The organism is Acidobacteriota bacterium (assembly GCA_018268895.1).
In the GTDB taxonomy this organism is placed as follows: Bacteria; Acidobacteriota; Terriglobia; order Terriglobales; family Acidobacteriaceae; genus Edaphobacter.
This window is the reverse complement of sequence record JAFDVP010000012.1, coordinates 1-22,677: the sequence shown is the minus strand read 5'-3', so window position 1 is coordinate 22,677 and position 22,677 is coordinate 1. Positions and strand designations below refer to the sequence as shown.

19 protein-coding genes are annotated in these 22,677 nt (G+C 56.9%); 14 read left to right on the top strand and 5 right to left on the bottom strand.

Annotated features, from left to right (window positions below):
* Nucleotides 1–52 precede the first annotated feature (52 nt).
* The 9 genes from JSS95_13645 to JSS95_13605 all read left to right on the top strand — a co-directional run bounded on the left by JSS95_13645 (nt 53) and on the right by JSS95_13605 (nt 9,853).
* Entirely contained in the window at nt 53–1,615 is a 1,563-nt protein-coding gene (locus JSS95_13645; GenBank protein ID MBS1800854.1) for a hypothetical protein, read from the top strand.
* Between the two features lie 33 nt (nt 1,616–1,648).
* On the top strand, nt 1,649–2,506 hold the full coding sequence (gene mtnP / locus JSS95_13640) for an S-methyl-5'-thioadenosine phosphorylase (GenBank protein ID MBS1800853.1): 858 nt from the start codon (nt 1,649–1,651) through the stop codon (nt 2,504–2,506).
* A gap of 48 nt (nt 2,507–2,554) precedes the next feature.
* Nucleotides 2,555–3,499 (top strand): sugar kinase, encoded by a 945-nt coding sequence (locus JSS95_13635; protein MBS1800852.1) that lies wholly within the window; start codon nt 2,555–2,557, stop codon nt 3,497–3,499.
* Between the two features lie 94 nt (nt 3,500–3,593).
* Nucleotides 3,594–5,147: a glycosyltransferase family 39 protein gene (locus tag JSS95_13630; GenBank protein MBS1800851.1), complete on the top strand. Its 1,554-nt coding sequence runs from the start codon at nt 3,594–3,596 to the stop codon at nt 5,145–5,147.
* A gap of 61 nt (nt 5,148–5,208) precedes the next feature.
* Nucleotides 5,209–5,910, top strand: a complete 702-nt coding sequence (locus JSS95_13625; protein MBS1800850.1) for an MgtC/SapB family protein — start codon at nt 5,209–5,211, stop codon at nt 5,908–5,910.
* Between the two features lie 4 nt (nt 5,911–5,914).
* The gene (gene dapF / locus JSS95_13620) at nt 5,915–6,718 is read left to right on the top strand and encodes a diaminopimelate epimerase (GenBank protein MBS1800849.1); all 804 of its coding nucleotides are present in this window, start codon (nt 5,915–5,917) and stop codon (nt 6,716–6,718) included.
* On the top strand, nt 6,715–7,668 hold the full coding sequence (locus tag JSS95_13615; protein ID MBS1800848.1) for an LD-carboxypeptidase: 954 nt from the start codon (nt 6,715–6,717) through the stop codon (nt 7,666–7,668). Before dapF ends, JSS95_13615 begins: the two co-directional genes overlap by 4 nt.
* A gap of 15 nt (nt 7,669–7,683) precedes the next feature.
* Entirely contained in the window at nt 7,684–9,132 is a 1,449-nt protein-coding gene (gene mpl / locus JSS95_13610) for a UDP-N-acetylmuramate:L-alanyl-gamma-D-glutamyl-meso-diaminopimelate ligase (GenBank protein MBS1800847.1), read from the top strand.
* A gap of 4 nt (nt 9,133–9,136) precedes the next feature.
* Nucleotides 9,137–9,853: a 1-acyl-sn-glycerol-3-phosphate acyltransferase gene (locus tag JSS95_13605; GenBank protein MBS1800846.1), complete on the top strand. Its 717-nt coding sequence runs from the start codon at nt 9,137–9,139 to the stop codon at nt 9,851–9,853.
* 23 nt (nt 9,854–9,876) lie between these two features.
* Here the strand turns inward: JSS95_13605 and JSS95_13600 are convergent, their stop codons facing one another.
* Together JSS95_13600 and JSS95_13595 are read right to left on the bottom strand one after the other, a co-directional pair.
* The gene (locus JSS95_13600) at nt 9,877–10,551 is read right to left on the bottom strand and encodes an SPOR domain-containing protein (GenBank protein ID MBS1800845.1); all 675 of its coding nucleotides are present in this window, start codon (nt 10,549–10,551) and stop codon (nt 9,877–9,879) included.
* A complete protein-coding gene (locus tag JSS95_13595) occupies nt 10,548–11,330 on the bottom strand; it encodes a slipin family protein (protein MBS1800844.1) in 783 nt (260 codons plus the stop codon). The genes JSS95_13600 and JSS95_13595 overlap by 4 nt, the downstream gene beginning before the upstream one ends.
* Nucleotides 11,331–11,584: 254 nt before the next feature.
* Here JSS95_13595 and JSS95_13590 point away from each other — a divergent pair, with 254 nt between their 5' ends.
* A complete protein-coding gene (locus JSS95_13590; GenBank protein MBS1800843.1) occupies nt 11,585–12,478 on the top strand; it encodes a hypothetical protein in 894 nt (297 codons plus the stop codon).
* Nucleotides 12,479–12,480: 2 nt separating this feature from the next.
* Here JSS95_13590 and JSS95_13585 read toward each other — a convergent pair whose 3' ends face one another.
* The 3 genes from JSS95_13585 to JSS95_13575 all read right to left on the bottom strand — a co-directional run bounded on the left by JSS95_13585 (nt 12,481) and on the right by JSS95_13575 (nt 16,570).
* Entirely contained in the window at nt 12,481–13,380 is a 900-nt protein-coding gene (locus JSS95_13585) for a hypothetical protein (protein ID MBS1800842.1), read from the bottom strand.
* Nucleotides 13,373–13,900: a sigma-70 family RNA polymerase sigma factor gene (locus JSS95_13580; protein ID MBS1800841.1), complete on the bottom strand. Its 528-nt coding sequence runs from the start codon at nt 13,898–13,900 to the stop codon at nt 13,373–13,375. The genes JSS95_13585 and JSS95_13580 overlap by 8 nt, the downstream gene beginning before the upstream one ends.
* 135 nt (nt 13,901–14,035) lie before the next feature.
* Nucleotides 14,036–16,570 (bottom strand): CHAT domain-containing protein, encoded by a 2,535-nt coding sequence (locus JSS95_13575; protein ID MBS1800840.1) that lies wholly within the window; start codon nt 16,568–16,570, stop codon nt 14,036–14,038.
* Nucleotides 16,571–17,035: 465 nt separating this feature from the next.
* Here JSS95_13575 and JSS95_13570 point away from each other — a divergent pair, with 465 nt between their 5' ends.
* From JSS95_13570 to JSS95_13555, 4 genes are all read left to right on the top strand, one after another.
* Nucleotides 17,036–18,709, top strand: coding sequence for a uroporphyrinogen-III synthase (locus tag JSS95_13570; protein MBS1800839.1), 1,674 nt, complete (start codon nt 17,036–17,038; stop codon nt 18,707–18,709).
* Between the two features lie 147 nt (nt 18,710–18,856).
* The gene (locus JSS95_13565; protein ID MBS1800838.1) at nt 18,857–20,305 is read left to right on the top strand and encodes a PHP domain-containing protein; all 1,449 of its coding nucleotides are present in this window, start codon (nt 18,857–18,859) and stop codon (nt 20,303–20,305) included.
* 375 nt (nt 20,306–20,680) lie between these two features.
* Nucleotides 20,681–21,484, top strand: coding sequence for a hypothetical protein (locus JSS95_13560; GenBank protein ID MBS1800837.1), 804 nt, complete (start codon nt 20,681–20,683; stop codon nt 21,482–21,484).
* Nucleotides 21,485–21,511: 27 nt separating this feature from the next.
* On the top strand, nt 21,512–22,677 hold a 1,166-nt coding region (locus JSS95_13555; protein ID MBS1800836.1), incomplete at its 3' end, for a hypothetical protein.

The window sequence follows — 22,677 nt, the reverse complement described above, 5'->3', positions numbered from 1 at the left end:
TCTGCGTACACTTGATTATAGCGGTTGATGGAGAGGTGGAGTGCGGCGGCGAATGGGTGAAGGCAGGGTGGGGCGATTCGAACGATGGGTTGTAACCGTAGCGCTGTTGATGGGCTGCACGCTCATGGGGAGCGGTGTCGGTGCGTGTCAGACGGCTTCAGGAGAGAAGGCCTCCACCAAGCCGCAGGCCCCGATGACGAAGGAACAGGCGAAGGAGCTGTTCCGTTCGGTCGACGAGATCCTTGGCTTTGTCAGCTCGGATACGAAGCTGCCGATTGAGCACAGCGTGAAGCGCAAGCTGATCTCGCGCGATGAGGTCACGAAGTATCTGACGAAGAAGTTCGATGAAGACGAGAGCGTGAAGCGAATGCAGCGCGCCGGACTGGTGCTGAAGAAGTTTGGGCTGCTGGACAGAGACTTTCACCTGCGGCCGTTTATGCTCTCGCTGCTGACGGAACAGATTGCGGGCTTTTACGACAACAAGACGAAGACGGTGAATCTGCTGGATTGGATTGAGCCGGATGAGCAGAAGTCGGTGCTGGCGCACGAACTGACTCATGCGCTGCAGGACCAGAAGGTCAACCTGACGAAGTGGTCGGACGTGAGCCTGAACGACACGTCGCGCAACGTGAAGGACGACAATAAGCACCTGCTGGTGGATGAGGCGGAGACAGCGCGCGAGGCCGTGGCCGAGGGGCAGGCGATGGCGGTGTTTGTCGACTACACGCTGAAGCCAACGGGAAGAACGATTGCGGATGTGGCTCCAGAACAGATGGCCAAGTTGAAAGACGCTAGCGCGGATAACGGCAATTCGCCTGTCATGGCGCGTGCTCCGCTGCTGTTGCAGGAGTCGTTGTTGTTTCCCTATAGCGATGGCTTGGCCTTTGAGCATGCAGTGCTGGTGAAGGGTGGTAAAGAAGCGGCTTTTGGCGGTGTACTGGCGAACCCGCCGTCGTCGAGCTTTGAGATTCTGCACCCCGAGGCGTATATCGCGCACGCGCCGGTTCCTGTGCTGCGTTTGCCGGATATCCATCCATTGATCGAAACCGAATACGAGCCGTATGACCTGGGAGTGATGGGCGAGCTGGATGTGCGCATTCTGGCGGAGTTGTTTGGCGGCCGCGAGATGGCGAGCGGTCTGTCTCCCGACTGGAATGGCGGCATCTACTATGCTGCGCAGCGCAAGGGAGCGACGCCCGCTGAAAAGGAGACGACGGCCTCGCTGGGGCTTCTGTATGAGTCGCGGTGGAAGAACCCTGATTCGGCGAAGACGTTCATGCGAATCTATGCAGCGCAGATTCCGCGGAAGTACTCGAAGGTGACGCGTCGCGAGAAAGATGAGGCGGATGACAACGAGCAGGTCTTTTCGACGAACGAAGGCGATGTGCTGATTTCGATCACGGGTTCGACAGTTTTTGTGAGTGAAGGATTTGAACTTGCTTTGGCGCGCAAGCTGAGAGACGCCATCGCGGGTATGCAGAGCGAAGGCCCGCTGCGCCTGGCAGGTGCGCAGTATGAGCCTGCGATGTCGTTGGCAGGGGTGATACGTTCGTTTGGAATGATGAGGGTTGCTGTGTCTGGACGGTATACTTCTGAAGGGCGTTCCACCAGATAGCTTCGGCTGTGGGCCGCGGGCAGGAGACAGAATTTGAAGGCAGAGATCGGGATTATCGGCGGCAGCGGACTTTATGCGATGCCAGGGCTTACCAACGTCACAGAAGAGAAGATAGCGACGCCGTTCGGCGATCCTTCGGATGCGCTGGTGCTCGGAGAGCTTGAGGGACGCAAGGTCGCTTTTCTGGCTCGACATGGACGCGGGCATCGGCTGCTGCCGACGGAGCTGAATTTTCGCGCAAATATCTATGCGATGAAGACGCTTGGAGTTGAGAGGATACTTTCCGTTTCGGCTGTCGGGTCGTTGAAGGAAGAGCACAAGCCGACAGATTTTGTGATGCCGGACCAGTTTATCGATCGCACGTTTGCGCGCGCGTCAACGTTTTTCGGCGACGGCATTGTTGCACATGTGGCGTTTGGCGATCCGGTGTGCGCGACTGTTTCCGCGACGTTTCAGAAGGCGTGTGATGCAAACGGCGTCGTGGGCAAGAGCGGCGGAACGTACGTATGTATGGAGGGCCCGCAGTTTTCAACCCGCGCCGAGTCGAATCTCTATCGGAGTTGGGGCGCCGATGTAATCGGCATGACCAATCTTCAGGAAGCGAAGCTGGCCCGCGAGGCGGAGATTTGCTACGCCACCATGGCGATGGTGACCGATTATGACTGCTGGCGCGAGGGGCATGACGATGTGACGGTCGACCAGATTGTCGCGGTGATGCACCAGAACTCGGAGAACGCAGCGAAGGTTGTCCGCGCGGCAGTTGCGGCGATGCCGAAGGAGAAGAGCTGCGCCTGTGGCGATGCCCTGAAGTATGCAATCCTGACCGACCGCAAGGCGGTTCCCACGGCTACGAAGCAGAAGCTGGGCTTGTTGTTGGATAAGTACTTGTAGCGATCGCGGTTCAGCATAAGGAATCCCAAAAGTTTTGAAAGAGGTTTCATGTCCATTCTTGTTGTAGGTTCAGTGGCGTTCGATAGCATTCAGACGCCCAGCGGCTCGGTCGACCACTGCCTGGGGGGCGCGGCGACTCACTTCTCGCTTGCTGCGAGCTATTTTACCGACGTGCGCGTGATCGCGGTTGTGGGCAAAGATTTCACAGGCGAACACGAAGCTGTCTTCAAAAAGCGCGGCATCGATACGACGGGGATCGAACACGCCGATGGCCTGAGTTTTCACTGGACAGGGTCGTACGTCAACAATCTGAATGAGGCGCAGACGCTTGGGACCGATCTGAATGTCTTTCAGACGTTCGAGCCCAAGATCCCAGAGAAGTATAAGGACAGCGAGTACCTGTTTCTCGCGAACATCGATCCCGTCCTGCAAGGTCGAGTGCGCAGCCAGATGAAGAACGTCCGCATGGTTTGCGGCGATACGATGAACTACTGGATTGCAGACCATGCCGCGAACCTGGCGAAGGTGTTGCGCGAACTGGATGTGCTCCTAATCAACGATGGTGAAGCGCACATGCTGGCGAAGGAGAATAACCTGGTGCTGGCGGCGAATAAGGTGCTGTCAATGGGGCCGAAGGCGTTGATCGTGAAGCATGGCGAGTATGGCGCGACGGCCTTCTTCGGGGAGCACTCATTTGCGGGCGGTGTGAAGGCGCTACATCCCTTCCGCGCGCCGGCGCTTCCGCTGGCGGAGGTTGTCGATCCGACGGGTGCGGGAGATTCATTTGCCGGCGGATTCTACGGTTACCTGGCATCGCAGCCTGAACTGACGCCGACGGTGTTTCGCAAGGCAATGTTTTACGGCGGCGTGATGGGGTCGTTTGCGGTTGAGCGCTTTGGCACAGAGCGTCTTCAAAATGTGACACGCGAGGAGATCGAGGAACGCTTCTGCCTGTTTCAGGAGATATCGCATCTTGAGTACACGGGCAAGTAGGCGCCGCGGTCGCAGCGTTGCAGCGGGCGAACGCAGGCCGGAAGGGCTTTCACCGATTGACGTTGAGGCGCGTCCGGCCCGACGCGAAGAGCTCATGCCGATTGCGTTGGCGGCGGTAGCTTTTGCGCTGGTTGCGTTGCTCGTTTGTATCTCGCGGGGGTATCTGCTTCTCTATGGTGATGCGGTGGCACACCTGGGAATTGCGCGGCGCATCCTGGATACGCGAAATCCTGGCCTGATACAACTTGGCGGTGTGTGGCTTCCGCTGCCGCACCTGCTGATGGTGCCCTTTGTACAGAAGATGCAGTGGTGGCAGAACGGTCTTGCGGGAGCGTGGCCTTCGCTGTTTTGCTATGTGGTGAGCGTAGCGGGTTTCTACAAGCTTTCGCGACGCATGATGGCCCCGCAGTGGGCATTGGCGGCGACTGCATTCTATGGGTTGAATCCAAACCTTCTCTATCTGTCGACGACGGCGATGACGGAGCCGTTGTTTCTCGCAATTCTGATCTGGGCCACCGGGCTGACGATGGATTGCGTTGAGGACATTCGCGCGGGTCGGACTGGACGAGTCAATCGAAAGTTGATTGGGTTGGGTCTGCTTATCGTCGCCGCAGTTTTTACGCGTTACGATGGCTGGATCTTCGGTGCGGCGGTGTGGTGCGTTGTTGCGTGGCACGTTCTTCGCTCGCAAGCTATGCAGCGGCGGGCGCTGCCGGGGTTTGCGGCCTTTACTTTTCTAGCGCTGGCCGGGCCGATTGCATGGCTTGCCTACAACCAGCACTTCTTTCACGATCCACTGGATTTCATGCGGGGGCCTTACTCCGCATCGGCGATTGAGAAGCGCACTTCGCCTCCGGGATCGCACCACTATCCGGGCTGGCACGATCCAGTGGGGGCAGCCGTCCTGTATTTGAGGACATCGCAGCTTGATGTAGCGGCGTGGGAGGCCGGGTTTGCGGTTGCGGGGCTGGCAGTCGCCGGGCTTGTGCTCGCGATTCGACGAAGACTTGAGCTCGCTTCCATGCTGCTCTGGGTGCCGCTCCCGTTCTATATCTATTCGATTGCGTTTGGTTCGATTCCGATCTTTATTCCACCGCTGCCTCCGCACTCGTACTACAACTCGCGCTACGGAATGGAGATGCTCCCGGCGTTTGCGGTCTTTGGGTTTCTCGCGCTGGCGTGGTTGCAGCAATGGTGGATGAGATCGCAGCCTGTTGCCGCCAGGCTGCTGACGCCCATTGTTGTGTTGCTGATTGCCGGCAATGCCATTGCGATGATGTATCGTGTGCCGCTGGTGTTGAAAGAGGCGATGGTGAACTCCACAACGAGGGTAGCGTTTGAGTCGGCCCTTGCGCGAGAGCTGAGATCGTTTCCGCCTGGCGCGCCGATCCTGATGTACAACTCCGACCACGTGGGTGCGTTGCAGCAGGCGGGTATTCCTTTGCGGCAGACACTGAGCGAGAGCGACTACGATAGCTGGAAGGCCGCGCTGGCGGCGCCGGCCGAGCATGCGGCGTATGTGGTTGCCATTGATGGCGATCCAGTGACAGGTGCTGTCAAGGCGCACCCGCAGGGGCTGACGGAGCTGACGGTGCTCTGCACGACGGGTCAGGCCTGTGCGCGGGTTTACAGGTCGGATCGATTCTGATTCCTCCCCGTAGTTCCCGCTGAGACGGTGGCAGTGATGGATGCTACCATCTGGCGAGACTATGTTCGTCCCACAGTTTCATTTCAGCCAGATCGACCAGGAGCTGCTCTCAAAGGGCACGGTGACCCGTCTTTTTACGGCGTGCGTCCTGGGGGGCGCCATCGGGTTAGAGCGGGAGTTGCGGCACAAGGCGTCCGGTTTGCGGACGAATATGCTGCTGTGTGTGGGGTGCGCATTTTTTACATTGCTATCGGCCGTGCTTGCCGGCGATAGCAACCCCGACAAGGGAAGAGTGGCTGCGAACATCGTGCAGGGAATCGGCTTCCTGGGGGCTGGGATCATACTTCATACCCGCGCGAGGGTGGTTGGATTGACCAGTGCGGCGACTGTGTTTGTTATCGCATCGATTGGCATGGCCTGTGGTGCCGGGCTCTATCTTGAAGCTGTACTCGCGACGGTCATTACACTCATCGCGTTGGCGGTTGTTGGATATCTTGAATCGATTTCGGGTTGGAAGCACTATGCCATGCTCTATGAGGTTCGTGGGCAGGACATGGGAAAGATGTATATGGCGGCGCTAAGCGTGTTGGACCGGATGGGGGTTCGCCTCAACGTGATTGAGCGTGACAGCGTTGCGGGGCTTGAGCGCATAACGTTTTCGGTTTCGACGAGCGCAAAGCGCCATATTCGCTTACTACAGGAACTGCGCGAGAGTGAATTGGCGGGTGAGGTTGTGGCATTTCGCGATTCTGAGGAAGAATAGAGAGATGATTTCGTTCGTAAAAGCGCATGCCTGCGGCAATGATTTTCTTGTGATTGAGGAGGCGGCGGCGAAGCGTCAGCATGCAACCCTGGCGCGGAGGCTTTGCAGCCGCAATACCAGCGTGGGAGCGGACGGAATTGAATTTCTGGAGCGGAAGCCAAACGGCGAGTTATTTCTTCGTCTGTTCAACGCCGATGGCAGCGAGGCCGAGCTTTCGGGCAATGGAACGCGCTGTGTCGCCGCGTGGCTGGCGAGCTCCGAGGGGATGGATAGCGTTATCTTCGGAACGCACGGCGGCCCTCGTATCTGCCGCGTGGTCGAGGATGCCGACCCGGTTTACATGATCGAGAGCGAGATGGGAGTTCCCCGGGTGATGCCGCGCACGATCGAATTGCCTGGGGTCGGGAACGTCGTCGGTGCAATGGTCAATGTTGGCAACCCTCACTTTGTGATCTTTACGGATGCAGACGACTTCAGCGCCTACGGGTTGAACTGGCAGGTGCTTGGCGCGCAGATCAGCACCAGCCCGTTGTTTACGCATGGGACGAACGTCGAGTTTGTGAAGATTGTCTCGAACGATGAGATTGCTTTTCGCATCTATGAGCGCGGCTGCGGCCCGACGACTTCTTCCGGTACAGGAACCTGCGCATCGTCAGCGGCAGCGATGGCTTTGCGCGGTGTAGGCCGTGAATTGAGAGCAGTAGCTGAAGGCGGCGCTCAAAAGACGGTGTGGCCGGCGAATGAAGTTGCAATGAAGTTGACGGGTCCTGCGGAGATTATCTGCCGCGGCGAGGCCGTAGGAGTATGACGCGGAGGAGCGCCCGCGGATTCACAAAACCGGCAGCGCTACGCCGTGGCGCGACTCTGGCAGTGATCTCGCCTGCCAGCACGCCAAAGCGCGAGCTTGTTGGGCGTGGACTGGCGGAGTTGGAAGCGCTTGGATATCGCGTGAAGCTGGGAAGGCATGCATTGGCCAATGGGCCGCTGTACTATGCAGGTTCTCTGAGGGACAGGCTTGAGGACCTGCACAGCGCTTTTGCAGATCCGGATGTGGACGGAGTTATCTGCACACGAGGCGGATGGGGTTCCGCAGAGCTGTTGCCTCATCTGAATGTTGACCTGGTCCGCGCGAATGCAAAGGCGTTTATCGGATATAGCGACCATACTTCACTGCATAGCTGGCTACAGAATGAAGTGGGGGTCGTGAGCTTCTATGCTCCGATGGTGGCCTCGGACCTTGCACGCGAGCACGGAGTCGATCTTCCGAGCTGGCAACATGCTTTTTATGGGGACGATAGCTGGACACTCGGGCCTGCGGATGGATTGCGTGTCATGCAGTCTGGATTGGCAACGGGCGAACTGATGGGAGGCTGCATCTCCATTCTGGCTGAGGCATTGGGAACCCCTTACGCTCCACATCTGGAGGGGAGCATACTTTTCCTGGAAGACATAGGGACCAAGCCGTATCAATGGGACAGACTGTTGCTGCATCTGCGCTACTCGGGCAGGTTGAATGGTGTGCGCGGGATTGTCTTCGGCGATATGGAGCAGTGCGTGGGTGAAGAGGAGCAGGCTTTGCTGGAACGCGCACTTAAACATGGACTGCGCGGGTTTGAAGGGCCGGTAGCGGTTGGATTGCGATGCGGTCATGTAAATGGCGCGAATGTGTCGCTGCCACTAGGTGTTTCAGTAACGCTTGATCTCCGCGAGGCGGAGAATCCTCACTTACGCTTTATGGAGCCTGCCGTTTCGAGTTAGTCTTTCTTTGGCGCAATGCAAAAACACATCTATCTGATAGGAATCTGCGGTACGGCGATGGCTTCGCTGGCCGGAATGCTGAAGCAGCAGGGCCATGAGGTGTCTGGCTCGGATGCGGCGGCTTATCCGCCGATGAGTGACCTTCTGCGCGAGATTGGAATTACGGTGCATGAGCCGTATGCGGAGAAGAATTTAGACCGCCGCCCCGACCTTGTTGTTGTAGGCAATGCGATCTCTCGCGGCAATGTTGAGCTGGAGCGCGTGTTGGATGAGCGGATTCCTTTTTGTTCGATGGCGCAGATATTGCACGACGAATTCCTCAATGGCAGGGAACCCCTTGTGGTTGCAGGAACGCACGGCAAGACGACGACGACGAGTATGCTGGCGTGGATTTTTGAGGTTGCCTCGGAGCGAGAGTCCAGCCTGGCACCTTCGTTTTTGATTGGCGGTGTGGCGGAGAATTTTGGCACGAGCTTTATGGTTCGCCCTACATCGCCGTTCATTCTTGAAGGCGATGAGTACGATACGGCGTTCTTCGATAAAGGCCCAAAGTTTCTGCACTATTTTCCAGTTGCCGCCATACTGACGCATGTGGAGTTCGACCATGCAGATATCTACTCCGACCTTGATGCTGTAAAGACGGCATTCAAGCGGTTCGTCAACCTGATTCCGAGGCGAGGAAGGCTGATTGCTTATGACGGCAGCGAGAATGTAGACGAGTGCACCAAGAAAGCATTCTGCGAGGTGGAGCGCTATGGGTTCAGGGAGGGGTCTTATTGGAGGATCTCCGACTTGCGCCACGATGGACCACTTGCGCAATGGACGCTGTGGCGTGGAGAGAACCGTTTTGCCGAGCTGAGTTTGCCGATGGCGGGCGAACACAATGCGTTGAATGCCACTGCAGCCGCGGCGCTGGCTGCAGGGCGCGGTATTCCTGTGGAAGCGATTGCAGAGGCGTTGCGGACGTTCCGAAGCGTCAAGCGGCGGCTAGAGGTGAAGGCCGTGGCCGAAGGGGTGACGATCATCGATGACTTCGCTCACCACCCGACGGCGATCCGCGAGACCTTACGGGCATTGCGGGAGAGTTATCCAGGACAGCGTCTGCTGGCTGTGCTTGAGCCGCGGTCGAATACATTGCGAAGAAATGTCTTTGAAAGCGCGCTTGTCGATAGCCTGGCGCTGGCCGATCAGGTGGTGATGGCCAGCGTCTTCAAATCGGAGAGCATTCCTGTGGCCGAGAGGCTGGTGCCGGAGCATGTTGTCCGCGCGTTAAAGGAACGTGGAATCCTCGCGGCGGTTTATCAGGATGCGGATTCGATTGCAGCGGCGCTTGCTCCTGAAGTGAGGAGCGGCGATGTGGTTGCGATTCTGTCGAACGGCGGGTTTGGCGGAATTTACCAGAAGCTGCCGCGCGCTATTACAGAGTCGGTTATTGCTGCCCGGCTTGCGGCTAGGTTCTCCTGAGATCATGTTTTCGACTTTTAAGATGTTGTTTGTGTACACAGCGTTAGGCCCGATTGCAGGAATCATCGGGATCCCCTACACGCTGCTGGTTGGCGATATCAACCCGCTCTATAGAGTGGCTATGTGGATTGCAAACGCCGGAGTTCGCGCGGCTGGAATCAAAACAGAGCTTACCGGGCTTGAGAATGTTCCCGCGGGACGGCCGTGCATATTCATGTGCAACCATGTCTCGAATCTCGATCCCCCGGTTGTGCTGCCGTTATTGCCCGGCAGGTGTTCGGTTCTGCTGAAGAAAGAACTGATGCGCATTCCGATTCTCGGACGTGCAATGCGCATGGGCCAGTTTGTCCCGGTGGAGCGTGGCGGCAACCGTGAAGCGGCGCAGGCCAGTGTTATCGCGGCGGGAGAGGCCCTTGCGAGCGGTCTGAACATCCTCGTCTTCCCGGAGGGGACGCGTTCGCGGGATGGGCGTCTTGCAGCGTTCAAGAAAGGGCCGTTCTTTCTTGCGATGGAGACGAAGGCCCCCGTCGTCCCGGTTGTGATCTCGGGAACGCAGGAGATGATGCGCAAAGGGAGTTGGGCGATCAAGCCCGGAATTGCACAGGTAAAGCTGCTGCCAGCTATTGAGCCCTTGGAATTCCAGAACCGAGAGGAATTGTTGAGGGCAGTGCGAAGGGCTATTGCAGAGGCGTTGCCGGACGAGATGAAGCCGCTGGAGTAGCTTCATCTCAGCGATTGCGTGTTTTATTTGACGATGGCGTTATAGCCATCGGCGAGCAGTCTCTGACGCATGGCATCGGCATCTTTGCGTGTGGCGAGAGGGCCGATCTGCACGTGCAGAAGTTTGTCCTGCGGCTCGTGACGAATTGCCACGCTGTAGCCGCGACGCTTGAGCGCGTTCAGTAGAAGGTCTGCATCTTCCTGATGCGAGACTGCAGCCACCTGAACGAGAGCAGGGGCGCCAGCCTGTGCAGTTGCAGCCGGAGCGTGGGCAGCTGGTACTGGAGGGGTTGGCGCGGTCTTCGCGACGATTGGGGCGGGCATCTTCTTTGAAGGCGAAGACTTAGCCGTTGCCGTAGGCGCGGGATCCGCTGCTGGAGCTTCCATCTGATCGGGTTGAGGAAGCTGGGGAGCATTTGCTCCGGCTGTGTCTGAATCAGGGGTGGTTGCCTCAGGTGTTGTCAGGCCAGGGGCGGGCTTTGCCGCGCTGGATGGCTTTATGGACGAGGCTTCGACAGTACTTGTTGCCGGTCCGACGGCAACAGAGGATTTGCGCCCGATGCCATACCCGAAACCAAAGAAGACGGCGCAGACCAGCGCGATAAGGAAAAAGATGCCAAGAATTGTGGGAGCCCCGAGGGATATCTCGCGGTCTCGTGGAATTTCGTCAAACTCATCGTCTTCGTAGCGGGTCTTCACGGAGTTGGTTTCGTCTCTGCCGCCGATTGCGGGCTAAGACTCTTGTTTAACAAGTTCATGAGCTCCATGGGAAGCGGAAAAACGATGGTCGTATTCTTCTCGACACCTATCTCGGTCAGAGTTTGCAGGTAACGGAGTTGCAGGGTCATGGGCTGCGTGGCCAGAAGGGCGGCGGCATCGACAAGTTTTTGCGCGGCGTTGTACTCGCCTTCTGCGTGAATGATCTTGGATCGGCGCTCTCGTTCCGCCTCGGCTTGCTTCGCCATGGCACGGAGCATGGATTCGGGGAGGTCAACCTGTTTGACCTCGACGGAGACGACCTTTACACCAAAGGGAGCGGTGTGGCCGTCGATGATGGTTTGAATGCGCTGGTTGAGCCGGTCGCGGTGGGCAAGGAGTTCGTCGAGCTCGACCTCGCCGAGTACGGAGCGGAGAGTTGTTTGCGAGAACTGCGACGTCTGGTAGATGTAGTTGGCAACTTCGATGACGGCCTTCGTTGGGTCGACGACACGAAGAGTAATAACAGCGTTTACCTTCAGCGTGACGTTGTCGCGCGTGATGATGTCCTGCGGAGGGACTTCCATCGCTTCCTGGCGAAGTGAGACGCGAACCATCTGGTCGAGCGGGCGGAAGACAAGGATGATGCCGGGACCCTTGGCTGGAGAGGTGCGGCCGAGCCGGAAGATGACGCCTCGCTCGTATTCCTTGAGTATTTTGATGGAGCTGATGAGGTAGAGCAGGACGATGACGACAAGAATGGCGACAGGATTGACAGTCACGGACGAAGACCTCGCGGAGCAGGCCGAGCCGCTCCGAATGCGATTGTAGACCCTGAGGGTTGCCTTCGCATGGTTTTCAGCAAGCCGCAGTTTGACTTGCACTGCGCTGGGTCCTACTGTCTGTAGGTGCCATCGCTTTCAAGGCGTCGGTTTGCCTCATCCTTTCCATGGTTCGATGGGCCCCGTTTTGGAGGTGGAGCTTGCGTGGTCCGATCAAAAGCCGTGCGGTGGCTGGTTTCGGAACTGTAGCTGTCATGATCGCTATGCTGGCGGTGCCTACAGCGCTGACTTTGCGCACGGTGCGCATCTCGTCCGTCGTCGACCTTTCAACGAAAAACCCTTCTCCGTTTGGATATACAGTGAGCTTACTTTTGTTTGCAGTGCCAATAGCCGGCATTGCATTCTGGCTTGTGCCGGAGGAGGGTATCCGCATCTCGAAGAAGTCGTTCTGGTGGACGATCGGCCTGCTCTTTCCTATCGGTGCCGCTCTCGATTTTTTCTTCGCGCATCTGTTCTTCACCTTCCCCAATCCACAGGCAACGCTTGGTTGGCGAGCGCCTGCGCTCCATGGCGGGGTGCCCGTCGAAGAGTATCTTTTTTATTTTCTGGGATTCGTTGCTGTACTTCTGATCTACATCTGGCTGGATGGGTATTGGCTGAAAGCGTACAGCGTTGGAGAGGATGCGCCGGAGCGAGTGGAATTTGACCGGCTGTTCAGATTTCATCCCAGCTCTGCAGTCCTCGGTGCTGTATTGATCGCGGCCGCGCTGACGTACAAGTATCAATTCTCGGCGGAGAGGGAGGGGTTCCCCGGCTATTGGATTTTTCTTGTGCTGGGAGCGCTGGTTCCATCGTCGGTCCTCTATTCTTCAGCGAAGGCGTTTGTGAACTGGAGGGCGTTTAGCCTGGCTGCGTACATGATCCTGCTGACAAGCCTCATGTGGGAGGTCACGCTTGCCCTGCCCTATGGCTGGTGGGGTTTTCAGGGGCGCCAGATGATTGGGCTGAGAGTGACCGCGTGGGCAGGGATCCCCATAGAGGAGACTGTTCTGTGGGTGACAGTGACCTTCACGACTGTGCTTGTTTACGAGACTGTAAAGCGCTGGCAGGCTTCAGGCCGCTCGATGAAGAGCGCGATGCTGGGATAGCCTCAGTCGTTACCTCGAGGTAGCGCTTTTTCCAGTTGGCACGCCTGTTGAGCATAGGTTGAGCCATTGCGATTGCAGAGCGCGTGCGCAAGCTGCGCCGTATCGGAGGCCTGCGTACGGGCGGAGGCGGCAAGGCGATACCAGGAGGCTGCATCCTTTTCAGATGGAGAAACAAATTCTTCGGCGCGTCTGAGGTTGAATAGGGCGGCCGCATTGTCATTGGTCAATAACTGGGTTACGCCGAGATAAAGAAAGGGCCTTCCGGAGCGAGGAAACTGTTTTGCCAACTGCGAGAAGAGTTGCGTGGCCAGGGCATAGTCTCCAGAGTTGTATGCGCGGAATGCGGGTGTGAGCTGCATCATCGTCGGTTCCGTCGATGATGCCTCACCTCTCAAGATGAGCCCCGGAGATAGATCGAGCGGCGGAGCCAGTTTGGATATCTGAATTCCAGCGGCAGAGAGCGCGTCGACCTGTGCTGGAATTTGAGGCGGGGCTGCTGTCTGGCGTGCTGGAGGCGTTACCAGTATTTCGTTCTGCGCCACGTGCGGACGTTCTGCAAGGCGAACCGTAAGGAAGATTCCTGCGATAACGAGTGCAGCCGCTGCCGAGGCGGTAGCATACCAGTGCCAACCGGTACTGTGTTCTGCAGTGTAGGCGATCACAGGAAGTCTGCGGCGGATGCGATCACGTTCAGCCGAGGTGATGGCCGGCTGCGATATCTGATCAAGGTCCGCCAGCAGAGTCCGGCATAGCGCACAGTCCGACATATGTGCTGCGACATCCCGGATCAGTTCATCCGGCAGGGCGCCTTCCTGCCATGCGCGAACCAATGCAACCGGAGGGCACTCCGCCTGCGCGCGAACGCCGTCAGGTAGCCGTTCTTTATCTTTAAGATCAGGCATTTGCAGGAAGCTCCTCAGAGGGGGGAAAGTCCTGTTGATACCCTGTCATCGTGTCGCGGAGCAGCTTCAATGCGTATTGCAGGTGGCCCTTTACCTGTAGTTCCGAAAGCCCGGTCTGCGACGCGATCTCTTCGCGGGTCATTCCCTGCACAAAGCGGAGGATGAGGCAGGCGCGATGGACGGGTTTCAATGCTGTGCAGCGCGAGAGCAGGTCCGTGAACGGAATTTCAGGCTGCGAGAACGATTGTGACCCGGCATCGGAGTCGGCGGTCGAGTCTGCCCATCGCTGTTCGAGATACCAGCGTCGCCAATAATCTGCGGCGCGACGTTTGGCGACCGTAAACAGCCATGCGGGCAGTTGTTCCCGCGTTATGGCGTCGGCGGATTGGAAGAGGGTAAGGAACACTTCGCTTGTGATCTCCTCGGCGATCTCGCGGCGGCTTACGGTGCGCAGCGAAACGCGAAAGACGGCATCAACGTGCCGGTGATAGATGCTGTTAAATTCATCTACTGAGATCATCGTATGGGCCGGGAAAAAAGAATAAACCGGTTTGCAGCCTTATTGCTTCTTTGTAGAGTCTGTGGCCGTAGATCGTTTGTATATCGGGGTATAGAGTAGATCATCCGGCTAAAGATTTCGACAGGGAATACGGATTCAGGGCTCTCCGGCGAGGGAAAATGCGGCCCAGTAGGCCGGTCGCTCAGGTATCCGACGGCTGGTTCCCATGATGTTTACGCGTATCCGGCCCGTCCGTAGCTGCTCGATCAGATCGAGTTGGGCCGACCGCAGGGCCTGTGCTCGCGATTCTCCTTTTGCAAGCCGTCCATAGAAAAGAGGCATCAGAATGGCAGTTGGTTGATCGGCTACATCCCAAAGGGTGCTTACGATCGATTCCGATCCTGCATAGAAGAAGGCGCGGGCAAGGCCAGCGACGCCATCCGCGCTTACAGGCCCACGGCCGGTGCGGCACGCGCTTAGCACAACCATACGTGCGTGCATACGAAGCGAGTAGATCGAAGCCGAGGTGAGCAATCCATCTGAGGCCAGCCCCTTATTTTCAGGCTCCCGGTCTAGTGCGAGGAAGGACCCGAAAGGGTCTGTACCACTAACGATGGCGTGGGTTGCAAAGTGAACCACAGTGGCATGAGGAAGCTCGCGCAAGAGTTCGGTAGCATTTGCGTGAGCGCCTTCTAGAAGGCTGGTTTCGCCAGGTGGCAGCGTCTTTGCGATCGCTGCGACCTCTTCAGCGGTACCGGGCAGGGGCGCCAGGGCAGCTCCGTCGAGTCGAGGCATGTCTTGTGGAGCGGCGAGTAGAGTGTAGTGCGGAGGCAGGGCTTCGGCTTTGGCCTTATTTCTGCTTGTATAGCGAAGCAGTCCCACGGCCGGGATCGTATTGAGAGCATATCGTTCGACGAGATAATGATGGGTTGGATTGGCCAGGGCCGCGAAGGACAGGCGAAACAAAGGCCCATGCGGGACGATAGTGATGAGGGATCCCGTCTCGGTGGGAAGATGCGCGGCCACGGGAGCGATCAGTATCCGATACAGCTTGCTCCATGCGCGGAGCTGCCCGGGATAGCTGGTGTTGTATGGATCAGTCGACTGAACGAGCGTCTCGATCTCCGAGGCTCGAATGGGCTGTGAGATGCCAAAGATGGCGTCATCACCCTTTTCCGTGTTGGAAGATACCACCCAGGTGTACAGGCGTTCAGGCGTTACCCAGAAGGCTAGCAAGGTGGTGTGAAGACGACGCACCTGTTCCAGAATCTCGGGACCCTGCATGGCGGAGGAGCGGGCCTCGCTTTCAAGCAGAAGGCCTGCGGGTGACGAGGATTGGGTGATGGTTCCTCGATTGGTCCGGCGACCTCTGGAGTCTGGATGAAGCGCCGGCGTACTTGTTCCCTGGGATGCGGTGCGTGGGCTGCTCAGGAGGTCGAGAAACGCTCGTGCGCGCGATTGCTCGGTAACGTCGAGAGCCTCGGCATATCGATTCATGCGTGCCAGGATCGCTATGGTCGTCTCATAGGTACTAAGGGTTTGCTGGTTGTAACCGCGTTTATGAGCGTCCTCAGGAACGACATGGGAGCGAATCTCCTCGATCAGCGACAGTGAACGACGCGCATCGGCGAGTGCAAGGGCAAGCGGATCTCCACGTTTCATGCGGATACGTGCGCGTGTCTCTAGGCCGTCGGCCAGATTGCGTCGATCGTTTTCGCGCTCACAGGCATCGATAGACGCATCGATCGAAGTATTTGCTTCATTCAGTTTGTGCAGCGCGATGTAAGTGTCGGCCAGTTGGGAGTAGCGTGTGCATCGCTGATAGTCATTGCCAAGGTTTTTTGTCGCGCGCTGCAACAGTGGAAGGCCGAGTTGCGGTTGGCCCGATTGTGAGTACAACGCCCCCAGGTTGGCTTCAAGGAAATCGGTGAATTGCCGAGAACGGATCTTTCTTGCAAAGACAAGGGCCTTTTGCACATATGCAATGGCAAGAGGGTATTGGCGCATCGTCTGATAGGCAACGCTGATGGCGTTAAGGGTTTGCGGGATGAAGGATTCGTCCCGCGCTTGCTGCTGCAACTTCAAAGCAAGCCGGTAGTGTGGGATTGCAGCTTCAGGACGGCCCTGTGTGCGTTCAATTCTGCCCATGCTTGTCTGAAGGTAGGCGCGCTGGTCGAGGTCGCATCTGCATGCAGCAAACAGTTCATCCGAAGTTGTGTAGTGACGCATGGCCCCGTCATACTCGCCGCGGTTGAAGAGAATCTCTCCCCACGCCTGGTGGATGCGGCCTTCAAGCGACGTGCTATGCAGCGCTCGTGCCTGATCGAGCAACGGGTCCAACTCCTTTGCGGGATCGGCCGATAGATGGTTGACGGCGAGAATACGCGCAGTAAGCGCATCCCGAGGATCATCGATCCGGTCGAACTCTTCGGCGACGGCCGTGAAGGATGAGGCAACCTCGGCGACAGGTCGAACTTTGCTTGTGGCAGCGACGAGTTCGAAGTGGGTATGTGCAAGACCGGTGCTGGATCCGGCAGCATGGAATCCGATCTCCGCTTGCTGGAACCACATCTGGGAGGCCTGGGCGTTGTTGTTTCGGGTTGCAACCCCAAGGGCATAGGCGGCAAGGGCCTCAGCGCATGGGTTTACGCGCTCTTTCGCCAGGTTTACGCTATTCTTCAGCGTTTGCATCGTGGCCGAGCCTGGCCGTTCAGAAAGCCGGCGGTATGCAGTGGCCAGGCGGGCCTCCAGTTCAGAATCGGCATATGGGCCGCCTAAGGAAGGGACCAGGCCGGACGATACGTTGTTGACCGGGCCTGGATTTGCCCTGCCCCGGATGAGTGCACATGTGGTTGAGATGCTTTGTGCTGAGGCGAGACAAGCAGGCAAAGACAGCCAAATAAGACAGATGACGAGGAGGCAGCGGAGTGGCGTGACTTCTCTCATGACGTCAAGGGTGTTGCGCAAGAGCGAGGCCGCTCCTCAATGCCGGGCGATGGCTCTAGTATAGGAACACGTTAGCATGAGGTTTCTGTTAGACCGGCAACCTCTGTAGAATGTGAAGCAGAAGCGAACTTCCCTTAGGAAAATCAGACCATTTACGCCAATAGGTAATGGTTTCCGTATCAATTTAGCTCGAAAGCGCTGGAGAACGGGATGGCAATTGCGGGTTTCGATGGGCTAAGAGTCTTATCGCTTGAGTCAAGGCGGGCGAATGAGATGGCGAAACTGGTCCGCACCTACGGCGGAGAGCCGTTGGTGGTACCGGCGATGCGTGAGGTGCCGCTTGAGTCAAACAAACACGCGGTTGAATTTGTCGATGACCTGATTGCGGGCAAGTTGGACCTGTTCGTCTGCATGACGGGCGTAGGCATTGGTGCCCTGTTGGCGATCGCAGAGAAGGCAGGCAAGCGCGAAGGCTTCGTTGCTGCATTACGGAAGGTGAAGGTTGCGGCGCGCGGCTCCAAATCCGTTGCCGCGCTGAAAGAACTCGATGTCTCGATCACAGTGGCTGCTCCTGAGCCGAACACCTGGCACGAGATGATAGCCGCGTTGGATGAAAAGCTGGGAGAGTCCCTATCGTCTCTACGCGTCGCTGTGCAGGAGTATGGGGTGCCCAACCCTGAGATGCTCGAAGCGCTGACCAGGCGATGTCTTGCGGTCGTCAGGGTTCCGGTCTATCAGTGGGCGCTTCCTGAAGATACTCGGCCTTTGCGCGAAGCGGTGCTTGGGTTGATGAACGGTAGCGTGGATGTTGTGTTGTTCACGACGGCAGCACAGGTTGTGCACCTGTTCAAGATTGCATCGGAGATGAATTCCGTCCAGGAGCTTCGCGCAGCTTTGCGGTCCCTGGTAGTGGCTTCCATTGGGCCGACCACGACTGAGGAGCTGTCGCAGCATGGCATAACTCCCGATATACAGCCATCGCATCCTAAGATGGGTTTCCTGGTGAATGAGGCGGCGCAGCAGTCACGGGGCCTGGTTGAAAGGAAAAATGCTCCCGCTCGAAGCATGAGCGCGCGCCAGACCGGACTACGTGAGATTACATTGAAGGCAAAACAGGATCCCCCGGTGGCTACGGCCGCGGCAGTTGCTCCCCCGATTGCTCCTATCGACTTCTTACATGAGATTACGAGCCGTATTGCTTCGGCCGATTCTTTTCATGCCGTACTGGGACGGATCGTCGACTTTGTGACTACAGTTGTTCCTTGCGATTCGTGCTTTATCTACGTGCTCGAAGGGGAAAAACTTGTTCTCAGGGCATCGAAGAACCCACACGCGGATGTCATCGATCATCTGGGGATCAAGCTGGGGCAGGGAATTACTGGTTGGGTTGCCGAGCATCGTGAACCAGTTGCGCTGGCGGCAAATGCCTCGGAGGATTCCCGCTTCAAACTCTTCAAGAACCTGCCCGAGGACCGTTTTGAGGCCCTGCTTTCGACTCCGATCCTGTGTGCGGGAAGGGTGGTAGGAGTCATCAATCTGCAGCATCGTCACTCCTATCAGCACACAGTGAATGAGGTGCGTCTGCTCTCCACGATCGGGTATCTAGTAGGCGCAGAGGTAGAGCGCGCACGCCTTGAGAATGAAAATGCGCAGCTTGCGGGCAGGCTTGAGGCGCGCAAAGCAGTCGAGCGGGCGAAGGGAATTCTGCAACGCGATATGCAAATAGGAGAGGAAGAGGCGTATCGCATGATGCAACGAGAGAGCCGTCAGCGGCGAAAATCGATGCTTGAGATTTCCGAGGCGATCCTGCTGGGCGAGGAGATACGGAAGGGACAAGCAGCCAACGGAGAGCAGAAGCCGGGTGAAGCCGTTCCCTCAACGTAGTCCGCAATCTGACGATTTAGCCGCAATGTCGCAAATGTTGTGTCTAGTGTTGGCGTGTTTATTTACTCTGATTCTCTTTGCTTAAATAAGGAGCCGGCGATTCGAATACCTGCCTTTTCGTTGGTTGTGATGCTGGTCGCTCTTGCAATGGGGCTTGGGCCGGTCCGGTGCCGCGCACAGCAGCCGCGCCGGCCGGACCTGGTTCTTCGCGGGACGATTACTGAAGCCAATCGCGAGTCCTATGTCGAGGTTCCGTTCAAGGTGCCTGCGGGAGTCGTGCGCGTCAGCGTAGAGTTTGCTTACACTGAACACGAACACCAGACCACAATCGATCTTGGTCTTCTCGACAATGAGAGGTTCCGCGGCTGGAGCGGAGGCAACAAGAATGCGTTCACGGTTTCGGAGAGCGATGCTACGCCGTCGTATCTTCCGGGGCCCGTGCGGCCGGGGGTGTGGAAGCTGCTGCTCGGTGTGCCGAGTGTAGGCAAGGGTGTTCGTTCTGAGTATGTCGCGAAGATCTACTTCGGCCGCGCTGGCGAACCTGCTGCGATCTCGACCTTTGAGGCTGAGCCAGTGCGTCAAGGGCCGGCATGGTTTCGTGGCGACCTTCATATGCACGATGCGCATAGCGACGGCTCGTGCGACAGCCAGACCGGAAAAAAGGTCCCCTGCCCGCTCTATAAGACGGTTGAAGCGGCTGCCGCGCGCGGTCTCGACTTCATTGCGATCACCGACCACAACACCATCTCGCACTTCGATGCAGAGCGGGAGCTTGCGCCTTATTTCGACCGGATGTTGTTTATACCGGGCCGGGAGATCACGACCTTTCAGGGGCACGCAAATGTCTTCGGCACGACAGAGTTTATCGACTTTCGCCTGACGAGCAAGTATGTGCCGACGTTTTCTACTTTGCTGGACGAGGTAGAAAGGAAGCACGCTCTTCTCTCCATCAACCATCCCGGTCTTCCTACGGGGAGTGCCTGCATGGGATGCGGCTGGTCGGTGAAGGACACCGACTTCAAACGCGTTCTCGTCATCGAGGCAATCAACGGCGATAACGCAGAGGGCCCGCTATCAGGTGTTCCTTTCTGGCAGCAGAGGCTGAACGACGGCCTGCGTGTGACGGCGATTGGTGGAAGCGATAACCATAATGCGTCCTATGAACCGGATCACGAAGCGGCCATTGGCAGACCCACGACGGTTGTCTACGCGGCGAATCTTTCAGAGCGCGCTATTCTCGACGGTATGCGTGCAGGACATGTCTTTGTCGATGTGGAAGGGACACGAGATCGTGCGATTGCTTTCGTTGCAAAGGCCGGCGCGCAGATGGCAACGATGGGGGACCCTATGACTGTCTCCGGCGGCGCCAGCATCAACCTATCGCTGACCCTGAACAATCTCGAAGGAGCGCATGTGGAGCTGATTCGCGATGGAGAAGTTCTGCCGTTTGGCGACCGCGTATCTGTTCAGTCGGGTCATGAGGAATGGCACGCGGTGCAGGTTGCAGATGGTAGTAGGCACTGGCTGCGCGTCAATGTTCGGGCTCAGGATGGCAGACTGCTAGTTTTGGGGAATCCTATCTATTTGAATTTCTGAGATTAATTTGAAGTTAGATATCTATGTCCGTGCGAGGGCTGCGAACATCAGCGGGTCAGTCTTCAGCTCGCTTTGTGCTGAGTGCACGGGGAATTCTGCTGGAAGTTGCCCGCAGGCTCCGTGGCCGATGCAACGTTCTCTAAATGGTTGCAAGTAAATGGTCGGCCTTAGTGGACGATTTTCGTAATTTGGGGATTGTAGCGGCGTCCACTGGCATAACGGCTCTTGATGGTGAGCCATGAAAAGCGTTATTCACAAGATTTTTCTTGACGTAATTCCCGATTAGCCTTACTTTGCGAGGGCATTCAAAAATAGAGTCCGACCGATGCTGAAGTTCTTTCCCCCAGGTCCCTGTCCGCTGAAAGGGACTGTACGATGTCAATCCAACTTCGTAGTACAAGCGGCCTCAGCCTTGGGGTTTGTAAGGGCGCTCTAATAGGGCTTTCCAGTATCGCCCTAACCGCCACGGCAATTGCCCAATCTCCGGCACCAACTTCAAGCCCGATCCTTTCCCAAGCCATTCAAGCCTTTTCGGCGGACAAACCCATTAGTTCAATCGACCTGGTTGGAACAGCAACAGTGCATCAAGGTGGGCCTCCAGATGAAGGTAGCGTCACGCTCACTGCCGATACCAAAGGAAAGACAGAACTCAAACTGAATCTCCGTACCTCGGGCGAGAGCGTTGAATCGCAGGATTCCACTACGCCGATGATGACTTGTATTTGGCAGAAATCCGATGGGATCGAACATAAGACCAGAGGCCGCCATTGCCAGACACCGCTGGTTTGGTTTCTCCCGATGATGACGTTACAGGCTCCAAATGTATTGAGCCAAGGGCTGACGGTTTCTGATCTTGGGACTAATAGCGGAGATAACCCGCGTCGCACTCTGGCGATACAGTTCTCCAGTTCAACAGTCGACGCATCAGTCGCATCGACAACAACGGTACGCTCATCCGCTAAGCCCGTAAAACTTGAGCTTGAACCCAACTCGCTGCTGCCGCTGAGCTATCGCTATTCTCTTCCGGCTTCTAATTCTATTGCGATCATAGCGTTCGAGACTCGGTTCTCAGATTATCGAAGAATTGGGGACACGCAACTGCCATTCCTCATACAGAGGTATGTCAATGGTGCATTGCAGCTAGAAATCCGTGTCTCCGAAGCGCGCATTACAAACTAAGCCCCATCCACAGAAAAGGTAGAGATTATGCGTCGGCTTATTTTGCTGTCTGTTTTCGCTCTATTTTTTGCGACTTCCGCATCCGCTCAAGTTACTGGTCTGTATTCCTTCGGTTCCTTCGATAACCGTGGATTCGATTCGGTCAACATCGGCAACCTGAATGTTCATTTCAGCGTCCCGATTCTGTCGAAGCAGGGGCGCGGTATGCCGTTTCATTACAACCTGTCATACGACAGTCTCTTCTGGACTGCCTCCAGTGCTACTGGAACGACAACGTGGACGCCTGCCCAGAGCTTCGGATGGCTGGCGGACACAGCGACGGTGACGGGATATGTAACGTATGAAACCGAGGATGATCCAGAGGTATACACCTACAGAGTGGGTAGCAACGAATACTATTTGAATTGCACTAACTACACGTATCAACCATTTGTGTATATGGACACCTTCGGTGTCGCTCATACTTTTGTGGGACAAACGAACGACAACCGGGATTGTCACGGACAGTCAGGGCTAAACCAGCCAAATCTGACTGCGACCGCTACCGACGGTTCTGGATACAAGATCTCCGTTACGAATTACACGGACATCATTATCACTGGCCCAACCGGGAAAACAATTGTCCCTCCCGTCAATATAACCGGCGGTGGTGGCGAGGTTACAGATACTAACGGAAACCAGATCACGACAAATGGAAATGGGGTATTTACCGATACCTTAGGTACAACAGCGTTAACTGTTGGGGGAAATGGTACAGCGAGCAGCCCTCGGACATTAACATACAACGTTGCCCAGCAAGCTGATTCAAGTACCACGGCAAATGCGACCGTCTCCTATGTCACATATACCGTGCAGACAAACTTCGGGTGCAGCGGCATCGGAGAATACGGTCCACTGGCCAACGATCTTGTTGACCGCATCACTCTGGCTGACGGCACCTTCTACCAGTTCAGTTATGAAAACACATCTGGTGTAAGCGGAGCCGTAACCGGACGACTTGCTTCAGTCACTCTGCCAACGGGCGGAACCATCAACTATTCCTATTCAGGCGGCTGCAACGGCAACGGTCTGAATGCCGATGGCACCACGGGATCACTCAGCCGTGTCACAACGGACGGCACACGAACCTATGGACGATCACCCAGCACCAATGGTTCAACGACCACCTTGCAGGATGAGGCGCTGAATCAGAC

Coding starts and splice junctions, on each gene's coding strand:
- JSS95_13615 (MBS1800848.1), top strand. CDS start 6,715: ATGACGCGGAGGAGCGCCCGCGGATTCACAAAACCGGCAGCGCTACGC.
- JSS95_13590 (MBS1800843.1), top strand. CDS start 11,585: ATGATCGCTATGCTGGCGGTGCCTACAGCGCTGACTTTGCGCACGGTG.
- JSS95_13630 (MBS1800851.1), top strand. CDS start 3,594: ATGCCGATTGCGTTGGCGGCGGTAGCTTTTGCGCTGGTTGCGTTGCTC.
- JSS95_13625 (MBS1800850.1), top strand. CDS start 5,209: ATGTTCGTCCCACAGTTTCATTTCAGCCAGATCGACCAGGAGCTGCTC.
- JSS95_13585 (MBS1800842.1), bottom strand. CDS start 13,380: ATGCCTGATCTTAAAGATAAAGAACGGCTACCTGACGGCGTTCGCGCG.
- JSS95_13635 (MBS1800852.1), top strand. CDS start 2,555: ATGTCCATTCTTGTTGTAGGTTCAGTGGCGTTCGATAGCATTCAGACG.
- JSS95_13565 (MBS1800838.1), top strand. CDS start 18,857: ATGGGGCTTGGGCCGGTCCGGTGCCGCGCACAGCAGCCGCGCCGGCCG.
- JSS95_13580 (MBS1800841.1), bottom strand. CDS start 13,900: ATGATCTCAGTAGATGAATTTAACAGCATCTATCACCGGCACGTTGAT.
- JSS95_13570 (MBS1800839.1), top strand. CDS start 17,036: ATGGCAATTGCGGGTTTCGATGGGCTAAGAGTCTTATCGCTTGAGTCA.
- JSS95_13560 (MBS1800837.1), top strand. CDS start 20,681: ATGTCAATCCAACTTCGTAGTACAAGCGGCCTCAGCCTTGGGGTTTGT.
- JSS95_13605 (MBS1800846.1), top strand. CDS start 9,137: ATGTTTTCGACTTTTAAGATGTTGTTTGTGTACACAGCGTTAGGCCCG.
- JSS95_13575 (MBS1800840.1), bottom strand. CDS start 16,570: ATGCAAACGCTGAAGAATAGCGTAAACCTGGCGAAAGAGCGCGTAAAC.
- mpl (MBS1800847.1), top strand. CDS start 7,684: ATGCAAAAACACATCTATCTGATAGGAATCTGCGGTACGGCGATGGCT.
- JSS95_13645 (MBS1800854.1), top strand. CDS start 53: ATGGGTGAAGGCAGGGTGGGGCGATTCGAACGATGGGTTGTAACCGTA.
- dapF (MBS1800849.1), top strand. CDS start 5,915: ATGATTTCGTTCGTAAAAGCGCATGCCTGCGGCAATGATTTTCTTGTG.